This is a genomic window from Enterovirga aerilata (assembly GCF_013044135.1).
In the GTDB taxonomy this organism is placed as follows: Bacteria; Pseudomonadota; Alphaproteobacteria; order Rhizobiales; family Beijerinckiaceae; genus Enterovirga; species Enterovirga aerilata.
In genome coordinates, this window is the sequence record NZ_JABEPP010000001.1 from 162,274 (window position 1) to 178,048 (window position 15,775).

The 15,775-nt window shown below is 67.6% G+C and carries 14 protein-coding genes and 1 pseudogene; 7 read left to right on the forward strand and 8 right to left on the reverse strand.

What is annotated here, in order from left to right; translation table 11 throughout:
- Positions 1 to 151 precede the first annotated feature (151 nt).
- The 7 genes and pseudogenes from HJG44_RS00785 (at position 152) to HJG44_RS00815 (ending at position 7,352) form a co-directional block, all read left to right on the forward strand.
- Positions 152 to 1,945 (forward strand): acyl-CoA dehydrogenase C-terminal domain-containing protein, encoded by a 1,794-nt coding sequence (locus HJG44_RS00785; RefSeq protein WP_171216450.1) that lies wholly within the window; start codon positions 152 to 154, stop codon positions 1,943 to 1,945.
- A 70-nt stretch (positions 1,946 to 2,015) separates the two neighbouring features.
- Positions 2,016 to 3,224, forward strand: a complete 1,209-nt coding sequence (locus tag HJG44_RS00790) for an acetyl-CoA C-acetyltransferase (protein WP_171216451.1) — start codon at positions 2,016 to 2,018, stop codon at positions 3,222 to 3,224.
- Positions 3,221 to 3,820 carry an isochorismatase family protein gene (locus tag HJG44_RS00795; RefSeq protein WP_171216452.1) on the forward strand — a complete coding sequence of 200 codons (600 nt, stop codon included), beginning with the start codon at positions 3,221 to 3,223 and terminating at the stop codon, positions 3,818 to 3,820. The genes HJG44_RS00790 and HJG44_RS00795 overlap by 4 nt, the downstream gene beginning before the upstream one ends.
- Before the next feature lie 36 nt (positions 3,821 to 3,856).
- Positions 3,857 to 4,111 carry a type II toxin-antitoxin system Phd/YefM family antitoxin gene (locus tag HJG44_RS00800; protein WP_171216453.1) on the forward strand — a complete coding sequence of 85 codons (255 nt, stop codon included), beginning with the start codon at positions 3,857 to 3,859 and terminating at the stop codon, positions 4,109 to 4,111.
- A gap of 100 nt (positions 4,112 to 4,211) precedes the next feature.
- Positions 4,212 to 4,553: pseudogene (locus HJG44_RS00805) on the forward strand (PIN domain-containing protein); the annotation flags it as partial.
- A gap of 69 nt (positions 4,554 to 4,622) precedes the next feature.
- Complete coding sequence (locus tag HJG44_RS00810) at positions 4,623 to 6,833, forward strand: FAD-dependent oxidoreductase (protein WP_171216454.1); 2,211 nt, start codon at positions 4,623 to 4,625, stop codon at positions 6,831 to 6,833.
- Between the two features lie 9 nt (positions 6,834 to 6,842).
- Positions 6,843 to 7,352, forward strand: a complete 510-nt coding sequence (locus HJG44_RS00815; RefSeq protein WP_171217235.1) for a DinB family protein — start codon at positions 6,843 to 6,845, stop codon at positions 7,350 to 7,352.
- A gap of 125 nt (positions 7,353 to 7,477) precedes the next feature.
- Here HJG44_RS00815 and HJG44_RS00820 read toward each other — a convergent pair whose 3' ends face one another.
- The 8 genes from HJG44_RS00820 to HJG44_RS00855 all read right to left on the reverse strand — a co-directional run bounded on the left by HJG44_RS00820 (position 7,478) and on the right by HJG44_RS00855 (position 15,769).
- Positions 7,478 to 8,584 (reverse strand): LLM class flavin-dependent oxidoreductase, encoded by a 1,107-nt coding sequence (locus tag HJG44_RS00820; RefSeq protein ID WP_171216455.1) that lies wholly within the window; start codon positions 8,582 to 8,584, stop codon positions 7,478 to 7,480.
- A 112-nt stretch (positions 8,585 to 8,696) separates the two neighbouring features.
- Entirely contained in the window at positions 8,697 to 9,461 is a 765-nt protein-coding gene (locus HJG44_RS00825) for an SDR family NAD(P)-dependent oxidoreductase (RefSeq protein ID WP_430395003.1), read from the reverse strand.
- A gap of 8 nt (positions 9,462 to 9,469) precedes the next feature.
- Positions 9,470 to 10,777, reverse strand: a complete 1,308-nt coding sequence (gene hisD / locus HJG44_RS00830) for a histidinol dehydrogenase (protein WP_171216457.1) — start codon at positions 10,775 to 10,777, stop codon at positions 9,470 to 9,472.
- 138 nt (positions 10,778 to 10,915) lie between these two features.
- The gene (locus tag HJG44_RS00835) at positions 10,916 to 11,620 is read right to left on the reverse strand and encodes an ABC transporter ATP-binding protein (protein WP_171216458.1); all 705 of its coding nucleotides are present in this window, start codon (positions 11,618 to 11,620) and stop codon (positions 10,916 to 10,918) included.
- A gap of 71 nt (positions 11,621 to 11,691) precedes the next feature.
- The gene (locus tag HJG44_RS00840) at positions 11,692 to 12,453 is read right to left on the reverse strand and encodes an ABC transporter ATP-binding protein (protein WP_171216459.1); all 762 of its coding nucleotides are present in this window, start codon (positions 12,451 to 12,453) and stop codon (positions 11,692 to 11,694) included.
- Complete coding sequence (locus HJG44_RS00845) at positions 12,450 to 13,445, reverse strand: branched-chain amino acid ABC transporter permease (RefSeq protein ID WP_430395007.1); 996 nt, start codon at positions 13,443 to 13,445, stop codon at positions 12,450 to 12,452. The genes HJG44_RS00840 and HJG44_RS00845 overlap by 4 nt, the downstream gene beginning before the upstream one ends.
- A 4-nt stretch (positions 13,446 to 13,449) precedes the next feature.
- Complete coding sequence (locus HJG44_RS00850) at positions 13,450 to 14,337, reverse strand: branched-chain amino acid ABC transporter permease (protein ID WP_171216460.1); 888 nt, start codon at positions 14,335 to 14,337, stop codon at positions 13,450 to 13,452.
- 178 nt (positions 14,338 to 14,515) lie between these two features.
- Positions 14,516 to 15,769 carry an ABC transporter substrate-binding protein gene (locus HJG44_RS00855; protein WP_171216461.1) on the reverse strand — a complete coding sequence of 418 codons (1,254 nt, stop codon included), beginning with the start codon at positions 15,767 to 15,769 and terminating at the stop codon, positions 14,516 to 14,518.
- Positions 15,770 to 15,775 lie beyond the last annotated feature (6 nt).

Here is a 15,775-nt window from a genome sequence, read left to right on the forward strand (position 1 = left end):
AGCCACGTCGCTGATCAAGGATTTACGATCAAGGTAAACAGCACGTTAAGGTCCTGCCAGCGTGCTTTACACTTGCGCACACGAGCTTGTGCGGACGTGGCTTTGCGGTATCTGTCCGGGCCGTCGATCAGGCTGGACAGAAGGCGATCAGATGCCGAGCTACAAGGCGCCCGTCGAAGATGTGAAGTTCATACTCCAGGATGTTCTGGGGATCGACCGCTTCAACAATCTCGCGGGTTTCGCCGAAGCGAGTCCTGACGTGATCGACGCCATCCTTCAGGAAGGCGCGAAGTTCTGTGAGGAGGTCATCGCGCCGCTGAATCTGCCCGGCGACCAGGAGGGCTGCACGCGCCATCCCGACGGATCGGTGACCACGCCCAAGGGGTTCAGGGAGGCCTACAGGGCCTATGCCGCGGGCGGCTGGATGGGGCTCGCGGCGCCGGCGGAGTATGGCGGGCAGGACCTGCCGCACACCATCAACACCGTCATGCAGGAGTTCATCTCCTCGGCCAATCTCGCCTTCGGCATGTATCCCGGCCTGACCCAGGGCGCCATCGCGGCGCTCCTCGTGCATGGCTCGCCGGATCAGAAGCGGACCTTCCTGCCGAAAATGGTCGAGGGCGCCTGGACGGGCACCATGAACCTGACCGAGCCGCATTGCGGCACGGATCTCGGCCTCCTCAAGACGAAGGCGGTCCCGAACGGCGACGGCTCCTATGCGATCACCGGCACCAAGATCTTCATCTCGGCCGGCGAGCATGACCTGTCGGAGAACATCGTCCACCTGGTGCTTGCCCGGATCGAGGGCGCGCCGGCCGGAACCAAGGGCATCTCGCTCTTCGTCGTCCCGAAATTCCTGGTGAACGGCGACGGTTCGCTCGGGCCGCGGAACGGCGTCTCCTGCGGCTCCATCGAGCACAAGATGGGCATCCACGCGAACGCCACCTGCGTGATGAACTACGACGGCGCGAAAGGCTGGCTCGTGGGGCAGGAGAACCGCGGTCTCAACGCCATGTTCGTGATGATGAACGAGGCGCGCCTCGCCGTGGGCGTGCAGGGGCTCGCCCAGTCGGAGGTCGCCTACCAGAACGCCGCCTCCTACGCCAAGGAGCGCCTGCAGGGCAGGGCGCTCACGGGTGCCGCGGCGCCTGACAAGCCGGCCGATCCGATCATCGTCCACCCGGACGTCCGCCGGAACCTCATGCTCGTGCGCGCCTTCAACGAGGCGGCGCGCGCGCTGGTGCTCTGGGCGGCGCTGAGCTCGGACGTGGCGCATCGCTCCGAGGATCCTGCCGAGCGGCAGGCTGCGGACGACCGGCTCGGGCTCCTTACCCCGGTGGTCAAGGGCGTCCTGACCGATCTCGGCTTCGAGAACGCGGTGCGGGCGCAGCAGGTGCTCGGGGGGCACGGCTACATCGCCGAATGGGGCATGGAGCAGTTCGTACGCGACGCCCGCATCGCCATGATCTACGAGGGCGCGAACGGCATCCAGGCGATGGACCTCGTCGGCCGCAAGCTGCCCAAGGACGGCGGGCGCGCCCTGATGGCGTTCATGGGCGAGGTCGAGGCGTTCTGCCGGGAGAACGGCGCCGAGGACGGCATGAAGCCCTTCGTCGAACCTCTCGCGAAGGGCCTCGAGCAGCTCCAGGGTGCGACCATGTGGTTCATGCAGAACGCGATGGCGAAGCCCGACAATGCAGGCGCCGGCGCGACCGAGTACATGCACCTCATGGGGCTCGTGGCCCTGGGCTACATGTGGGGTAAGATGGCCAAGGCGGCGCTCGCCCGTAAGGCGGCGGGCGACGGCGCCGCGGCCCGCATGGACGCGAAGCTCGTGACGGGGCGCTTCTTCATGGAGCGCATGATGCCCGAGGCGGGCGCGCTCGCCCGGCGCATCCGGGCGGGGTCGGACGCGATCATGGCGCTGCCGGCCGAGATGTTCTAGCGCGGCGCCGCCCTATATAGCTGAAGAGCCTGAGCGCGGCCGGGCGGAACGAAGCGGCACCGGAGGCACGATGCCCGAAGCTTACATCTACGACCACGTTCGTACCCCGCGCGGGCGCGGCAAGCCGGACGGGGCGCTGCACGAGGTGACGTCGCTCCGGCTGGCCGAGACCGCCCTGCGGGCGATCCGCGACCGCAACGGGCTCGACACGAAGCTCGTGGACGACGTCGTGCTCGGCTGCGTCGATCCGGTCGGCGAGGCGGGCGGCGACATCGCCCGCGCTGCGGCGCTGGTGGCCGATTACGGCGATCACGTCCCCGGGGTCCAGCTCAACCGCTTCTGCGCCTCGGGCCTGGACGCCGTGAACTTCGCAGCCGCGCAGGTCATGGCGGGCCAGCAGGACATGGCGGTGGCGGGCGGCGTCGAATCGATGAGCCGGGTCGGCATCGGCGCGTCCGGCGGCGCCTGGCCCGTCGATCCCGCGATCGCGATCAAGTCCTACTTCATGCCGCAGGGAGTCTCTGCCGATCTGATCGCGACGAAGTACGGCTTCTCGCGGGACGACGTGGACGCCTATGCGGTGGAGTCGCAGAAGCGCGCCGCCCGGTCCTGGGAGGAGGGACGCTTCGCCCGCTCCGTCGTGCCGGTGCGCGACGTGAACAACCTCATCATCCTCGACCATGACGAGCACATGCGGCCGGGCACCGACATGCAGTCGCTCGGCGCGCTGAAGCCCTCCTTCGTGCAGATGGGCGAGATGGGTGGTTTCGACGCCGTGGCCGTGGACGCCCATCCCGAGATCGAGGGCGTGAACCACGTCCACCATGCCGGCAATTCGTCCGGCATCGTGGACGGCGCCGCGGCCGTGCTCATCGGGAACAGGGAGGTCGGGAACGCTGCCGGGCTGAAGCCGCGCGCCCGCATACGGGCCTTCGCCAATATCGGGTCCGAGCCGGCCATGATGCTGACCGGCCCCGTCGACGTGACCGAGAAGCTCTTCCGCCGCTCCGGGATGACGAGGGACGATATCGACCTTTTCGAGCTGAACGAGGCCTTCGCGTCCGTGGTCCTGCGCTATCGGCAGGCTTTCGACATCGATCCGGACAAGCTGAACGTCTGCGGCGGTGCGATCGCCATGGGCCATCCGCTCGGCGCGACCGGCGCGATGATCCTCGGGACGGTGCTCGACGAGCTCGAGCGGACGGACAGGACCACTGCGCTCGTCACGCTCTGCATCGGCGCCGGCATGGGCACGGCCACCATCATCGAGCGGGTGTGAGCGAGAACTCCCGCCTCGATCCGGCGAGGACGGCCCTTCTGGTCATCGACGTCCAGAAGGGGTTCGACGAGATCGCAGCGTCCGGCCTGCCGCGCAACAACCCGGGTGCGGAGGGCAGGATCGCGGAGCTGCTGGCCGCCTTCCGGGCGGCCGGGGCGCCCGTGATCCATATCCGCCACGCTTCGCGCGAGCCGAGCTCGGTGTTCCGTCCCGAGCATTCCGGCTACGCCGTCCAGGATCTTGCGCGCGAGCTGCCCGGCGAGCCCGTGCTCGTGAAGCACGTTAACAGCGCCTTCATCGGCACCGATCTCGACGAGCTTCTTCGCACGCGTGGGAGCGGGTCGCTGGTGATCGTCGGGGCGACGACCAACCATTGCGTCGAGACGACGACCCGCATGGCCGGCAATCTCGACTACGACGCCCGCCTCGTCAGCGACGCGGCCTGGACCTTCGAGCGCAGCGGGCCGGATGGCGACAGGTATCCGGCCGAGGCGATCCACGCGATGAGCTTCGCCAACCTCTCGGGAGAATTTGCGACGATCGTGAGGGCGGACGAGGTCGTCCGCGCGCTCTCGCCGGACCTCGCATCCGCCTGACTTGTCGAAAGTAGTGATGCTCACTACGCTCAGGCCATGCGCACTGTCTCCGCAGCCGATGCGAACCGGCATTTCTCCAAGCTCCTCCGGGAGGTGAAGGCGGGCGAGACGGTCGTGATCACCTCGCACGGTGAGCCTGTCGCCCGGATCGAGCCGGTCTCCGAGGAGGAGCAGGATCGCGCACGCAGGCAGGCGGCCCTGAAGAAGCTCTTCGACAGGCTTGAGTCGCAGCCTGCGATGAACATTCCGATTACCTGGACGCGGGACGACATCTACGACGACGACTTCTGATGGTCGCCGCCGATACGAACATCCTCATCTACGCGGAGCGCTTCGGCCACCGACGCCGAACCCAGCTTGCCACGACGTTTCTGAAGCAGCTACGTCGGCGGGGCTTGTTCTGCCGGCACAGGTACTCGCGGAGGCATATCGCGTTCTCTGCCGGAAAGGGCGGCTCAAGCGTGTGGATGCGCGTGAGCGGATTGGCGAATACGAGGATGCCGCCGAGGTAGCGCCGACGCTTCAAAGCACCTTGTCGGCCGCTCTCGATCTGGCCACCACGCATCGGCTCCAGATCTTCGATGCCATCATCCTTGCCGCTTCCGCAGAGGCGGGGTGCCGCATGCTGCTCACCGAGAACATGCAGGATGGCTTCGTGTGGCGCGGCGTCACGGTCGTGAACCCCTTCGCCGCGACACCTCACCCGCTCCTGGCCGACCTGCTCCGCCATTGAGCGCGGGTTCCCTGCTCACAAGGCGCGGCGTCTCTGCTAAGGCGAGGGCGAGCTGATCGAGGAACGCCCATGAACCTCCAGAACTTCCGCTTCGAGGTCGATGCCGACGGAATCGCGCTCGCGACCTGGGACATGGCCGGGCGTTCGATGAACGTCATCACGCCGGACGTGATGCAGGAGCTGTCCGCCATCGTCGAGAAGGTTGCGTCCGACGAGGCGGTCAAGGGATGCGTGGTGACGTCCGGGAAGGAGACCTTCTCAGGCGGCGCCGATCTCACCATGCTCCAGGGACTCGGGACCGAGTATGCCCGGCTCGCCGGCGAAAAGGGCGAGTACGAGGCGATGCGCTTCTTCTTCGAGGAATCGCGCAAGCTCTCGCTTCTCTACCGTCGGCTGGAAACCTGCGGGAAGCCCTTCGCGACGGCCGTCGCGGGCACCTGCCTCGGCGGCGCTTTCGAGCTCGCGCTTGCCTGCCACTACCGCGTGCTGGCGAATGACGACGCGACCCGCGTCGGCCTGCCCGAGATCAAGGTCGGGCTGTTCCCAGGCGCGGGCGGGACGCAGCGCATCGCCCGCCTCATGCCGACCGGCGACGCGCTCCAGCTTCTCTTTCGCGGCGACCAGCTTCGGCCGCTGATGGCCAAGAACATGGGGCTCGCGCACGAGGTGGTCCCCCGGGGCGAGATCGTCGAGAAGGCGAAGGCCTGGATCAGGGCCGGCGGATCGGCCGTGGCACCCTGGGATCTGCCGAAGTTCAAGGCCCCGTCCGGCAGGGTCTATTCGCCGGCCGGGATGATGATCTGGCCTCCTGCCAACGCCATCTATCGGCGCGAAACGCACGACAACTACCCGGCCGCGAAAGCCATCCTGCAGTCGGTCTACGAGGGCCTGCAGCTTCCGATGGACCTCGCGCTCAAGGTCGAGAGCCGCTACTTCGCGAACATCCTGAGATCGCGGGAGGCGGCCGCGATGATCCGCACGCTGTTCCTGTCGAAGAGCGAGCTCGAAAAGGGCGCACGCCGTCCCGCAGGCGTGCCGAGATCGGACCTGCGCAGCGTCGGCGTCGTCGGCGCCGGGTTCATGGGGGCGGGCATCGCCTATGTGACCGCGAGCGCGGGCATGAAGGTCGTGCTCGTCGACCGCGACCAGGAGGCTGCCGACAAGGGAAAGGCCTATTCGCACAAGCTCGTCACCGATCAGATCAACAAGGGCCGGGCGAAGTCGGCCGATCGTGACGCGCTGCTCGAGCGGATCACGGCTACGGCGGACTACGCGGCACTCGCCGAATGCGACCTGGTCATCGAGGCCGTCTTCGAGGACCCGAAGGTCAAGGACGAGGTGATCCGCCAGGTCGAGGCGGTGATCCGTCCCGACTGCATCTTCGCATCCAACACCTCCACGCTGCCGATCTCAGGCCTGGCCAGATCGGCATCTCGGCCGGGGCAGTTCATCGGCATCCATTTCTTCTCGCCGGTCGAGAAGATGATGCTCGTCGAGATCATCACCGGCCGCGAGACCGGAGAGGCGGCGCTCGCGACCGCGCTCGACTATGTGCGCGCCATCAGGAAGACGCCGATCGTCGTGAACGATTCCCGCGGCTTCTTCGCCAACCGCTGCGTCGGCGCCTACATCCTGGAGGGCCACCTGATGCTGGCCGAAGGGGTGCCGGCGGCCATGATCGAGAACGTGGCCCGCATCGCCGGCATGCCGGTCGGGCCGCTCTCGCTGAACGACGAGGTCGGCCTCGATCTCGCGCTCCGGATCGTCAAGGCCACGAAGGCGCAGGTCGGGGAGGCGGCGGTCAGTCCGGCGCAGGAGGCCGTCCTGACCGCGCTGGTCGAGCGCGAGGGACGGCTCGGGCGGAAGAACGCGAAGGGCTTCTACGACTATCCGCCGAAAGGCCAGGGCCAGAAGAAGCTATGGCCGGGCCTTGCCGAACTCCAGCCGACGAAGCTCGATCCCGATGCGGTCAGCGTCGCCGAGCTGAGGCAGCGGTTCCTCGTCGTCCAGGCGCTCGAGGCGGCCCGCACCGTCGAGGAGGGCGTCGTGACCGATCCGCGCGAGGCGGATGTCGGCTCCATTCTCGGCTTCGGCTTCGCGCCGTTCACCGGCGGAGCGCTCTCCTATATCGACGGGATGGGCGCGAAGGCCTTCGTGGAGCTCGCGCGCAGCCTCCAGGCGAGACATGGCGCCCGGTTCCAGCCGAACAAGCTTCTGCTCGAGATGGCGGAATCAGGCCGGTCCTTCTACGGCCAGGGGGCTGGGAAGAAGGCGGCATGAGCGATGGAGATGCTTCCGCATGTCCGCATGTTCGCGGCCTACAACTCTTGGGCGAATCGCCGCCTGTATGATGCCGCGGCGCGGCTCCCGGACGAGCAGTACCGGGCCGATCGCGGCGCCTTCTTCAAATCGGTTCATGGCACCCTGAACCACCTGCTGGTCACAGACCGGATATGGATGCGCCGCTTCACGGGCGAGGGCGAGGTCGCCGACCGTCTCGATGCGATCCTGTTCGACCGACTGCCCGACCTGCGCGCGGCACGGGAGGCGGAGGACCGCCGCATCGAGAGCTATGCGGCGGGTCTGGGCGAGGCCGATCTCGTCGGAATCATCCGCTACCGGCGCGTCTCGTCGCCCGAGGAGGTGGTCCAGCCGCTCGGGCCCGCGCTCGCCCACTTCTTCAACCATCAGACGCATCACCGCGGGCAGGTGCATTGCCTGCTGACCGGGCTCCTGGGCGATGCTCCGGCCCTCGATCTCCTCTTCTTCCAGCGTGAGACCGGGACCGGGATGAGCTGAGCGCTCACTCTGCCTGCCCCTACGAATTCGCCCCTGGCTGGCGTCCTCCCGCGACCCGACCTCGGAGGCCTTGTACGGCCGCAAGCCGCGCCGCTCGAGCCACCGCAACGCGGCTTGGCGGCGCATTACTCAGCGGCCTCCGCCCGGGGCGGGGAAGCGGCGTTCACTTGCGGCAGCACCTTCTCGGCGAGCAGCACCATCGAGCGGCGCGCGAGCTCGCGGTCCGCCCAGTCATGGCCGGCATAGAGCAGGGTGCCGAACTGGCCGACCTCCTCGCGGAAGGCGAGCAGCTCGTCCGCGACCTTGTCCGGCGTGCCCCAGGTCACGAGCTTGTCGCAGACGAAATCGAGCGTCACCTCATCGTCCGGCATGTCGCGGCTGGTCTTGAAGAGCTCGAGCCGGCCGGCGCGCTTCATCTTCGTGAGCATCTGGCTGTAGTAGAAGCGATAGGGGCTGTTCGGGTTCGTGGCGTAGTCCCGGGCGGTCGCGAGGTCGTCGGCCACGAAGACGCTGCGGGCCACGCGCCACTTGCCGAGGTCGGTCTCGCGTCCCGCCCGCTCGCAGCCCTCGACATATTTTGGCCAATGGCTCTTCACCCAGGGCGGCATCAGGAAATTCGCCGAGATCGGGTCCCAGCCGCGCGCCGCCGCCTCCGTAACGCCTTTCGAGAAGGGCGCGACCGCCGTGACGACGATCGGCGGATGCGGCCGCTGCAGCGGCTTGGGCAGGATACCCTGCCCGATATCGGCGAGGAGCGTGCGCTCTGTCGTGATCTTCCAGAACTTGCCTTCGATCTTGTAGGGCGCTTCGCGCGACCAGATCTCCAGGATCGTGTTGATGCATTCCAGGAACATGGCTGCCCGGTCCTGGTCCAGGTTCCCGAAGACCTCCGCGTCCGAGATCAGACCGCCCGGGCTGATGCCGAAGATGAAGCGGCCGTCCAGCATGTGGTCGAGCATGGCGATGTTGGATGCGACCGCAGCCGGATGCGAGTTCGGCAGGTTCACGGTGCCGGTGCCGAGCTTCATCGTCCTGGTCCGATCGATGAGCGTCGCCAGAAACAGCATGCAGGAGGTGATGTTCTCCGCCTGATCGGTAGCGTGCTCGCCGCAATAGCCTTCCGCGAAGCCGAGCTCGTCGGCCAGGATGAAGGCCTCCTGATCCTCGCGCAAGCATTGCCGCCAGTCCTTGCCCAGCGGGTGGATCGGCATGGTGAAGAAGCCGAGCTTCATGCGGCGCCTCGAAAAACGAACGGGTCGCAGCCGCTCTACGGCCCGGAGCTCGCGCGGTGAAATGATAAGAACTGGTCTGCCCGATCCGGTTTCCTGATGGGCCGGACGGCGCTCATTCCGCGGTCCAGCCGCCGTCGACGAGGAGGGCCGAGCCCGTCATCAGGGCCGAGGCATCCGAGGCCAGGAACAGGATCGCGCCGGTGAGGTCCTGCACCTGTCCGAGGCGCCCGAGCTTGATCTTGGAGAGGACGCTTTCCCGGAACGCCTCGTCCTCGAAGAAGGGCTTCGTCATCGGCGTCTCGACGAAGGTGGGGCAGAGCGTGTTGACGCGGATGCCGTGCGGCCCGAGCTCGACCGCCATGGCCTTCGTGAGGCCCTCCAGCGCGTGCTTGGACGCGCAGTAGATCGTGCGGCGCGCGCTCCCGACATGGCCCATCTGCGAGGACATGTTGATGATCGAGCCGGCGCGGCCTGCCTCCAGCATCCGCCTGACCACCGCCTGCGCGGCGAAGAAGGCGGCCCGGACGTTCAGGTCCATCACGGCGTCGTAATCCTCGACCGAGACCTCCGCGAAGGGCTTCGGGCGGTTGGTCCCGGCATTGTTGACGAAGATGTCGAAGGGCTCGGCCCGCGCGACCGCGGCCGCGAAGGCGGCGAGGTCCGTCACGTCGACCGCCAGCGTCTCGGCCCGCCCCCCTCGGGTCCGGATCTCGGCCGCCGCCGCTCCGATCTCCCCGGCGGAGCGGGCCGCGAGGGTGACCTCCGCGCCGGCTTCGGCCAGCGCCTGTGCGGCCGCGAGCCCGATGCCGCGTCCTGCGCCGGTCACCAGCGCGCGCCGTCCGTCCAGGCGGAAGGACGGGAGGACCGGGGCAGCCAAGACAGCGTTCATTCGGCCGCGGTCGCGTAGGGGATGTTGCGGCCGCCATAGCGGCGCACCCGGATATTCGCCTGCTCCGCGTGGCCTGCGAAGCCCTCGAGCATGCAGAGGCGCGAGCAGTACTCCCCGATCATGGCCGAGGCCTCGTCCGTCAGGACCTTCTGATAGGTCACGGTCTTGAGGAACTTGCCGACCCAGAGCCCGCCCGTGTAGCGCGCCGCCTTCCTGGTCGGCAGCGTGTGGTTGGTGCCGATGACCTTGTCGCCGTAGGCCACGTTGGTGCGCGGCCCGAGGAAGAGCGCACCGTAATTCGTCATCCTCTCCAGGAAATAGTCCGGGTCGCGCGTCATCACCTGGACGTGCTCGGATGCGATGCGGTCGGCCTCGGCGACCATCTCGTCGTCGTCCGCACAGAGGATCACCTCGCCGTAATCCTCCCAGGCCTGCCGCGCGACCGCGCCGGTCGGCAGGATCTGGAGCAGGCGCTCGACCTCCTCCATCGTCTCCCGCGCGAGCTTCTCCGAGGTGGTGAGGAGGATCGCGGGCGAGTTCGGCCCGTGCTCGGCCTGGCCCAGGAGGTCGGTCGCGCAGAGCTCCGCATCGACGCTGTCGTCGGCGATGACGAGCGTCTCGGTCGGGCCCGCGAAGAGGTCGATGCCGACCCGGCCGAAGAGCTGGCGCTTGGCCTCCGCCACATAGGCGTTGCCCGGCCCGACCAGCATGTCGACGGGCTGGATCGTCTCCGTGCCGAGCGCCATGGCGCCCACGGCCTGGACGCCGCCGAGGCAGTAGATCACGTCGGCCCCCGCAAGGTGCTGCGCGGCGACGATGGCCGGGGCGGGCCTGCCCTGGAAGGGCGGGGCGCAGGTCACGATGGAGGGCACGCCCGCGACCTTCGCGGTGACGACCGACATATGCGCGGAGGCGAGGAGCGGATACTTGCCGCCAGGCACGTAGCAGCCGACCGAGTTCACCGGGATGTTCTTGTGGCCGAGCACGATGCCGGGCAGCGTCTCGACCTCGATGTCCTTCAGGGCCGCGCGCTGGTGCTCGGCGAAGTTCTTCACCTGCGCCTGGGCGAACTTGATGTCCTCGATGTCGCGCGCCGAGAGCTGGCTCAGGCAGTCGCGGATCTCGGCATCTGTGAGCCGGTAGTCGTCCCGGTCCCAGCCGTCGAACTTCCTCGACATCTCGCGCACGGCCGCATCGCCGCGCGCTCCGATATCGGCCAGGATGCCTTCGACGACGGCGCGGGTCTTGGCGTCGTCCTCCGCCTTCTCGTCGGCGCTGCGGCCGCGCTTCAGCACCTGTGGCATGGCTGGCTCCTAAATCACTCGGCCGTCATTCCGGGGCGTGCGGAGCATCGAACCCGGAACCCACGTCTCGCGTGCCGGGTGGGTTCCGGGTCTGCGCTGCACCGCGGAGCACTGCAGCGCGCCCGGAATGACGGAGTTTCAAACCGAACAATAGCGTTCCTGGATCTCGGCGTCCGCAAGAAGCGCCGCGCCCGTCGCCTCGTGTACGATGACGCCCTGATCGACGACATAGGCGCGGTCGGCGATGCCGAGGGCGAGCTCGACATTCTGCTCGACGAGCAGGATCGTCTGGCCCTCCGCCTTCATGGCCTTGAAGAGCTCGAACATCTCGTCGACCAGGACCGGCATGATCCCTTCCGAGGGCTCGTCCATCATGATGAGCTTCGGCTCGGAGATCATGGCGCGCGCGATCGCGAGCATCTGCTGCTCGCCGCCCGACATGGTGACGGCGGTCTGCTCCAGCCGTTCCGCGAGGCGCGGGAAGATGCGCTTGGTCCGCTCGATCAGCTCGGATTCGCGGCTCTTCAGCGGCGAGGCGACGAGACCGAGGCTCAGGTTCTCCCGCACCGTAAGGCCCGGGACGATGCGGCGCTCCTCCGGCACATAGGCGAGTCCGGCCCCGTAGCGGATATGGGCCGGGCGCCCTCGCATCTCCTGGCCCTCGAAGACGATGCTGCCCGTCGTCTTGGGCAGAAGGCCCATGATCGATTTCAGCGTCGTCGTCTTGCCGGCGCCGTTGCGGCCGATCAGGCAGACGATCTCGCCCCGGCGGATCTCGAGATCGATCCCCTGGAGCACATGGCTCGGCCCGTACCAGGCGTTCAGCCCCTCGACCCGCAACATGGCTCAGAACTCGCCTTTTCCCGCGAGCATGATCTTGTCCGCCAGCCGGTGCCCGTTTTGCGGGATCATGCTCAGTGCTCCCGCTGGCCGAGATAGACGCGCTTCACGGTCTCGTTCCGCCGGATCTCGTCCGGTGTGCCCTCCGCGAGCAGCTCGCCGTGATGGAGCACGAGCAGCCTGTCGCAGATGCCCATGACGAGCTTCATCTTGTGCTCGACCAGGATCACCGTGCGTTCGGAGGCAAGCCGCACGATCAGATCCATCATGGTGCGCGTCTCCTCCGGGCTCATGCCGGCCGTCGGCTCGTCGAGGAGAAGCAGGCGCGGCCTGGACGCGAGCGCCATGCCGATCTCGAGCGCGCGCTGCTCGCCATGCGCAAGCGCGGAGGCGAGCTCGCCGCGGCGGTGCCAGAGGCCTACGGTCCTCAGGAGCTCGTCCGCCGTCTCGATGAACTCGGTCATGGCGGCGCGCGGCCGCCAGATGTCGAACCGCGTCTTCAGCGCCTGGGCGGCGATGCGGACGTTCTCGCGCACGGTGAGCTGCGGGAACACGTTGGTGATCTGGAAGGACTTGGCGATGCCGAGATGCGCGAAGCGGTGCTGCGGCAGGCCCGTGACGTCCTTCCCCTCGAAGGTGACCTTGCCGGTGGAGGGCGCGAGCGAGCCGGAGAGCAGGTTGAAATAGGTGCTCTTGCCGGCTCCGTTCGGGCCGATGATCGAGGTCAGCGCGCCGCGGCGGAACTCGGCCGAGACATCCTTGAGCGCCACGAACTTGCCGAAGGAGCGGCCGACCCGCTCGGTGCGCAGGATGACGTCGGAGGAAGGCGCGCTCATCGGCGGCTCCAGTGCAGGATCGACCCCCAGATGCCGCGCGGGAAGAACAGCACGCAGACGATGAACACCACGCCCACCACGAGCTGCCAGTGGACGGTGTAGACCGAGACGAGGTTCTCCAGGATCAGGAACACGGCCGCGCCCACGAAGGGGCCGAAGAACGTGCCCATGCCGCCGAGCAGGCACATCATCACGGCGAGGCCGGAAGTCTCGATCGCCAGCATCTCCACCGGCACGATCGCCAGATGCAGCGCCTGGAGCGCGCCGGCGAGGCCGCAGAAGGCGCCCGAGAGCACGAAGGCGACGAGCCGCGTCCGGGTCACGTCGTAGCCGCAGGCGCGTGCGCGCGCCTCGTTCTCGCGAATGCCCTCGATCACCGCCCCGAAGGGCGAAGCGAGGATGCGCGACAGGAAGAACAGGCTCGCGAAGACGAAGGCGGCGACCACGTAGTAGCGCGTGAGCGGGTCGACGAAGTTCAGCGGGATGCCGAACGGGCTGATGGCCGTCACGGAGGGCAGCCGCAGGCCGTTCTCGCCGCCCGTCCAGTCCACTGCCTGGTAGAAGAGGTAGTAGACGCATTGCGCGAGCGCGAGCGTCACCATGGCGAAATAGATGCCGCGGGTGCGGATCGCGAGCGATCCGATGAGGGTGGCAATCAGCACGCCGCCCAGCGTGCCCGCCAGGATGCCGAGCCACCAGGGCGCGCCGAAATGGACCAGCGATATGCCGCAGAGATAGGCGCCACCGCCGAACAGCGCCGCATGCCCGAAGGACAACAGACCAAGATAGCCGAACAGCAGGTTGAAGCCGAGCGCGTAGAGCCCGTAGGTCAGGATCACGATCGCGAGCGCATGGAACGGCAGCACGAGCGGGAAGACGAGGAGGAAGATCCCGGCGAGCAGCACGCGGTGGCGCTCGGCGAGGTCGAGGAGCCGCGCGCCGGTCGAGGCGGGCGCCGTCTCCATGCGGGAGGTGGCGAATTCGGCCGACATCGGTTCAGCTCATCAGCCCGGCGCGGCCGAAGAAGCCCTGCGGACGGACGAGCAGGACCACGGCCATCAGGGCGAAGATCGATACCTTCGCCATCTCGGGCGCGAAGAGCGATGTCATGCTGACCACCACGCCGACGAGCAGCCCGGCCAGCACCGCGCCGAGCAGCGACCCCATGCCGCCGACCACCGTCACGACGAAGGCCTCCGCCAGGATCGTCGCCCCCATCTCGGGCGCGACGCCCTGGAGCGGCGCGGCGAGCAGGCCCGCGAGGCCGGCGATGCCGGTGCCGATGCCGAACACGATGAGCCAGACCTTCGACACGTCGACGCCGAGGATGCGCACGATCTGCGGATCGCGCGCGCCGGCCCGGATGATGAGGCCGAAGCTCGTCTTCTCCAGGAACAGATAGAGCCCGGCCAGCACGACGGCCGTCGCCGCGATGATGAACAGCCGGTAGAGGGGAAAGTAGCCGACCCAGATGTCGACCGCGCCCTGCAGCAGCTCCGGCGTGTCGAACGGGTATCCGGTGCGGCCGAAGATGATGCGTACCACCTCGATCATCACGTAGCCGAGGCCGAACGTGAGAAGCAGCGGGTAGTCGATGCCGCGGCCGTAGAGCGGCCTGATCAGCACGCGCTCGACGGCGAGCCCCACGAGCCCGACCGCGACCGGCACGACGAGCAGCGCCACCCAGAAGTTCGCTCCGATGGAGAGCGCGTAGAGGCCGATATAGGCGCCGATCATGTAGAACGCGCCGTGGGCGAAGTTCACGACGGTCAGCATGCCGAAGATCAGCGACAGTCCGATGGACAGGAGGACGTAGACCGCCCCGAGCGCGAGGCCTGTGAAGAGCTGGAGCGCGATCAGATCGGGCGTGAGGCCGGCTAGCATGGGCGTTCTCCCCTCCCCCTTGTGGGGAGGGCGGACTCGCGCTGAAGGCGCGAGCCGGGTGGGGGTGGTGCAGGGTGGAACATCGCCGGGGCATGAAGGGGAACGACCCCCACCCCGGACCTCCGCTTCGCTCCGGCTCGACCCTCCCCCCAAGGGGGAGGGATGAAGGCGGAGCGTGTCACGCCTTGTGGCCGAGCTCGGCGCAAGAGCGCAGCACGGACTCGCTCGGCTCCTCCGTATGGACGATGTCGAACACGTCCTCCGGCGTCTTCATGTCCTTCGACTTCGACTGGAGGATGAAGACCGACTGCACCGACTGGTGGTCGCATTTCCGGTAGTATTGCGGCCCCTTGTAGTAGTCGTACTTGAGCGCCTCCATCGCGTCGACGACCTTCTCGGTGTCGGTCGTGCCGGCCATCTTGGCGGCCTCGAGCAGGGTGCGGACGCCGCCATAGCCCATGGCGCCGTAATCGGTCGGGATCGCACCCCTGTGCATCTTGCGGAAGGCGTCGTTGAACTTCTTGGCCGAAGCGACCTTGTCTTCGAGACCCCAGTAGTAGGACGTACCGCCGACCACTCCGTCGAAGGCCTGCGCGCCGCCCGCGACGCGCGCGGTGTAGAGCATGACGGGCACGATGATCTTGGTGTTGCGCTTCAGCCCGAAATCGGTCGCCTGCTTGACCGAGATCTGCTGGTCGCGGCCGAAATTGATGATGCACAGGATGTCGGGCCGCATCGCCTGGATGCGCGGCAGCAGCGTCGAGAAGTCCGTGGTGCCGAGCGGGTGCTTGATCTCGGCGAGCGTCTCGGCGCCCAAGTCCTTGCCGGCCCGCTGGAAGCCCCGGGCCATCTCGTAGCCGTAGGCGTAGTCGGCCAGCAGATAGACGACCTTCTTGCCGAGCTTGCTGAAGGCGTAACGGCCGACCGCGCCCGCCGTCATGTGCGGGTTCATCGCCTCGTGGAAGGTGTAGCGGCTGAAGTCGCTCGCCTCGTTGATGGCGTCCGACTGGCTGATGGAGTTGAAGATGACCTTCCGCTCCTTGGTGATGTTGTTGATCGCGAGCTGGACCGAGGCCGACAGGCTGCCGACGATGAAGTTCACCTTGTCGTTCTCGATGAGCTCGAGGGTACGGGTCGCGGCCTCGCCCGGGTTCAGCTTGTCGTCGCGCGGCAGCAGCTCGGCCTTGCGGCCGTTCAGCCCGCCGGCATCGTTGAATTCCTGCACGGCAAGCTGCGCCGCCATGACCTGGTTCTGCGCTTCCGCGCCGTAGGGCCCGGTCAGCGGGCAGGGGAAGCCGATCCTGATCGGGCCTTCCTGGGCCTTGAGGATGTTGATGCGGAAGGACGAGGCCGCGAGAGCGAGGCCGGCCGCGCCGGTGGCGAGAGCACGCCGGCGGCTGAACCCGGCATTGCCGAAATCGTCTGTCGTCATCCGTTC

Bases quoted from the DNA above. Each gene is read 5' to 3' on its own strand.
- HJG44_RS00845 (WP_430395007.1), bottom strand. From the start codon at position 13,445: ATGTCGGCCGAATTCGCCACCTCCCGCATGGAGACGGCGCCCGCCTCG.
- HJG44_RS00800 (WP_171216453.1), top strand. From the start codon at position 3,857: ATGCGCACTGTCTCCGCAGCCGATGCGAACCGGCATTTCTCCAAGCTC.
- HJG44_RS00850 (WP_171216460.1), bottom strand. From the start codon at position 14,337: ATGCTAGCCGGCCTCACGCCCGATCTGATCGCGCTCCAGCTCTTCACA.
- HJG44_RS00810 (WP_171216454.1), top strand. From the start codon at position 4,623: ATGAACCTCCAGAACTTCCGCTTCGAGGTCGATGCCGACGGAATCGCG.
- HJG44_RS00790 (WP_171216451.1), top strand. From the start codon at position 2,016: ATGCCCGAAGCTTACATCTACGACCACGTTCGTACCCCGCGCGGGCGC.
- HJG44_RS00835 (WP_171216458.1), bottom strand. From the start codon at position 11,620: ATGTTGCGGGTCGAGGGGCTGAACGCCTGGTACGGGCCGAGCCATGTG.
- HJG44_RS00815 (WP_171217235.1), top strand. From the start codon at position 6,843: ATGCTTCCGCATGTCCGCATGTTCGCGGCCTACAACTCTTGGGCGAAT.
- HJG44_RS00785 (WP_171216450.1), top strand. From the start codon at position 152: ATGCCGAGCTACAAGGCGCCCGTCGAAGATGTGAAGTTCATACTCCAG.
- HJG44_RS00820 (WP_171216455.1), bottom strand. From the start codon at position 8,584: ATGAAGCTCGGCTTCTTCACCATGCCGATCCACCCGCTGGGCAAGGAC.
- HJG44_RS00840 (WP_171216459.1), bottom strand. From the start codon at position 12,453: ATGAGCGCGCCTTCCTCCGACGTCATCCTGCGCACCGAGCGGGTCGGC.
- HJG44_RS00855 (WP_171216461.1), bottom strand. From the start codon at position 15,769: ATGACGACAGACGATTTCGGCAATGCCGGGTTCAGCCGCCGGCGTGCT.
- hisD (WP_171216457.1), bottom strand. From the start codon at position 10,777: ATGCCACAGGTGCTGAAGCGCGGCCGCAGCGCCGACGAGAAGGCGGAG.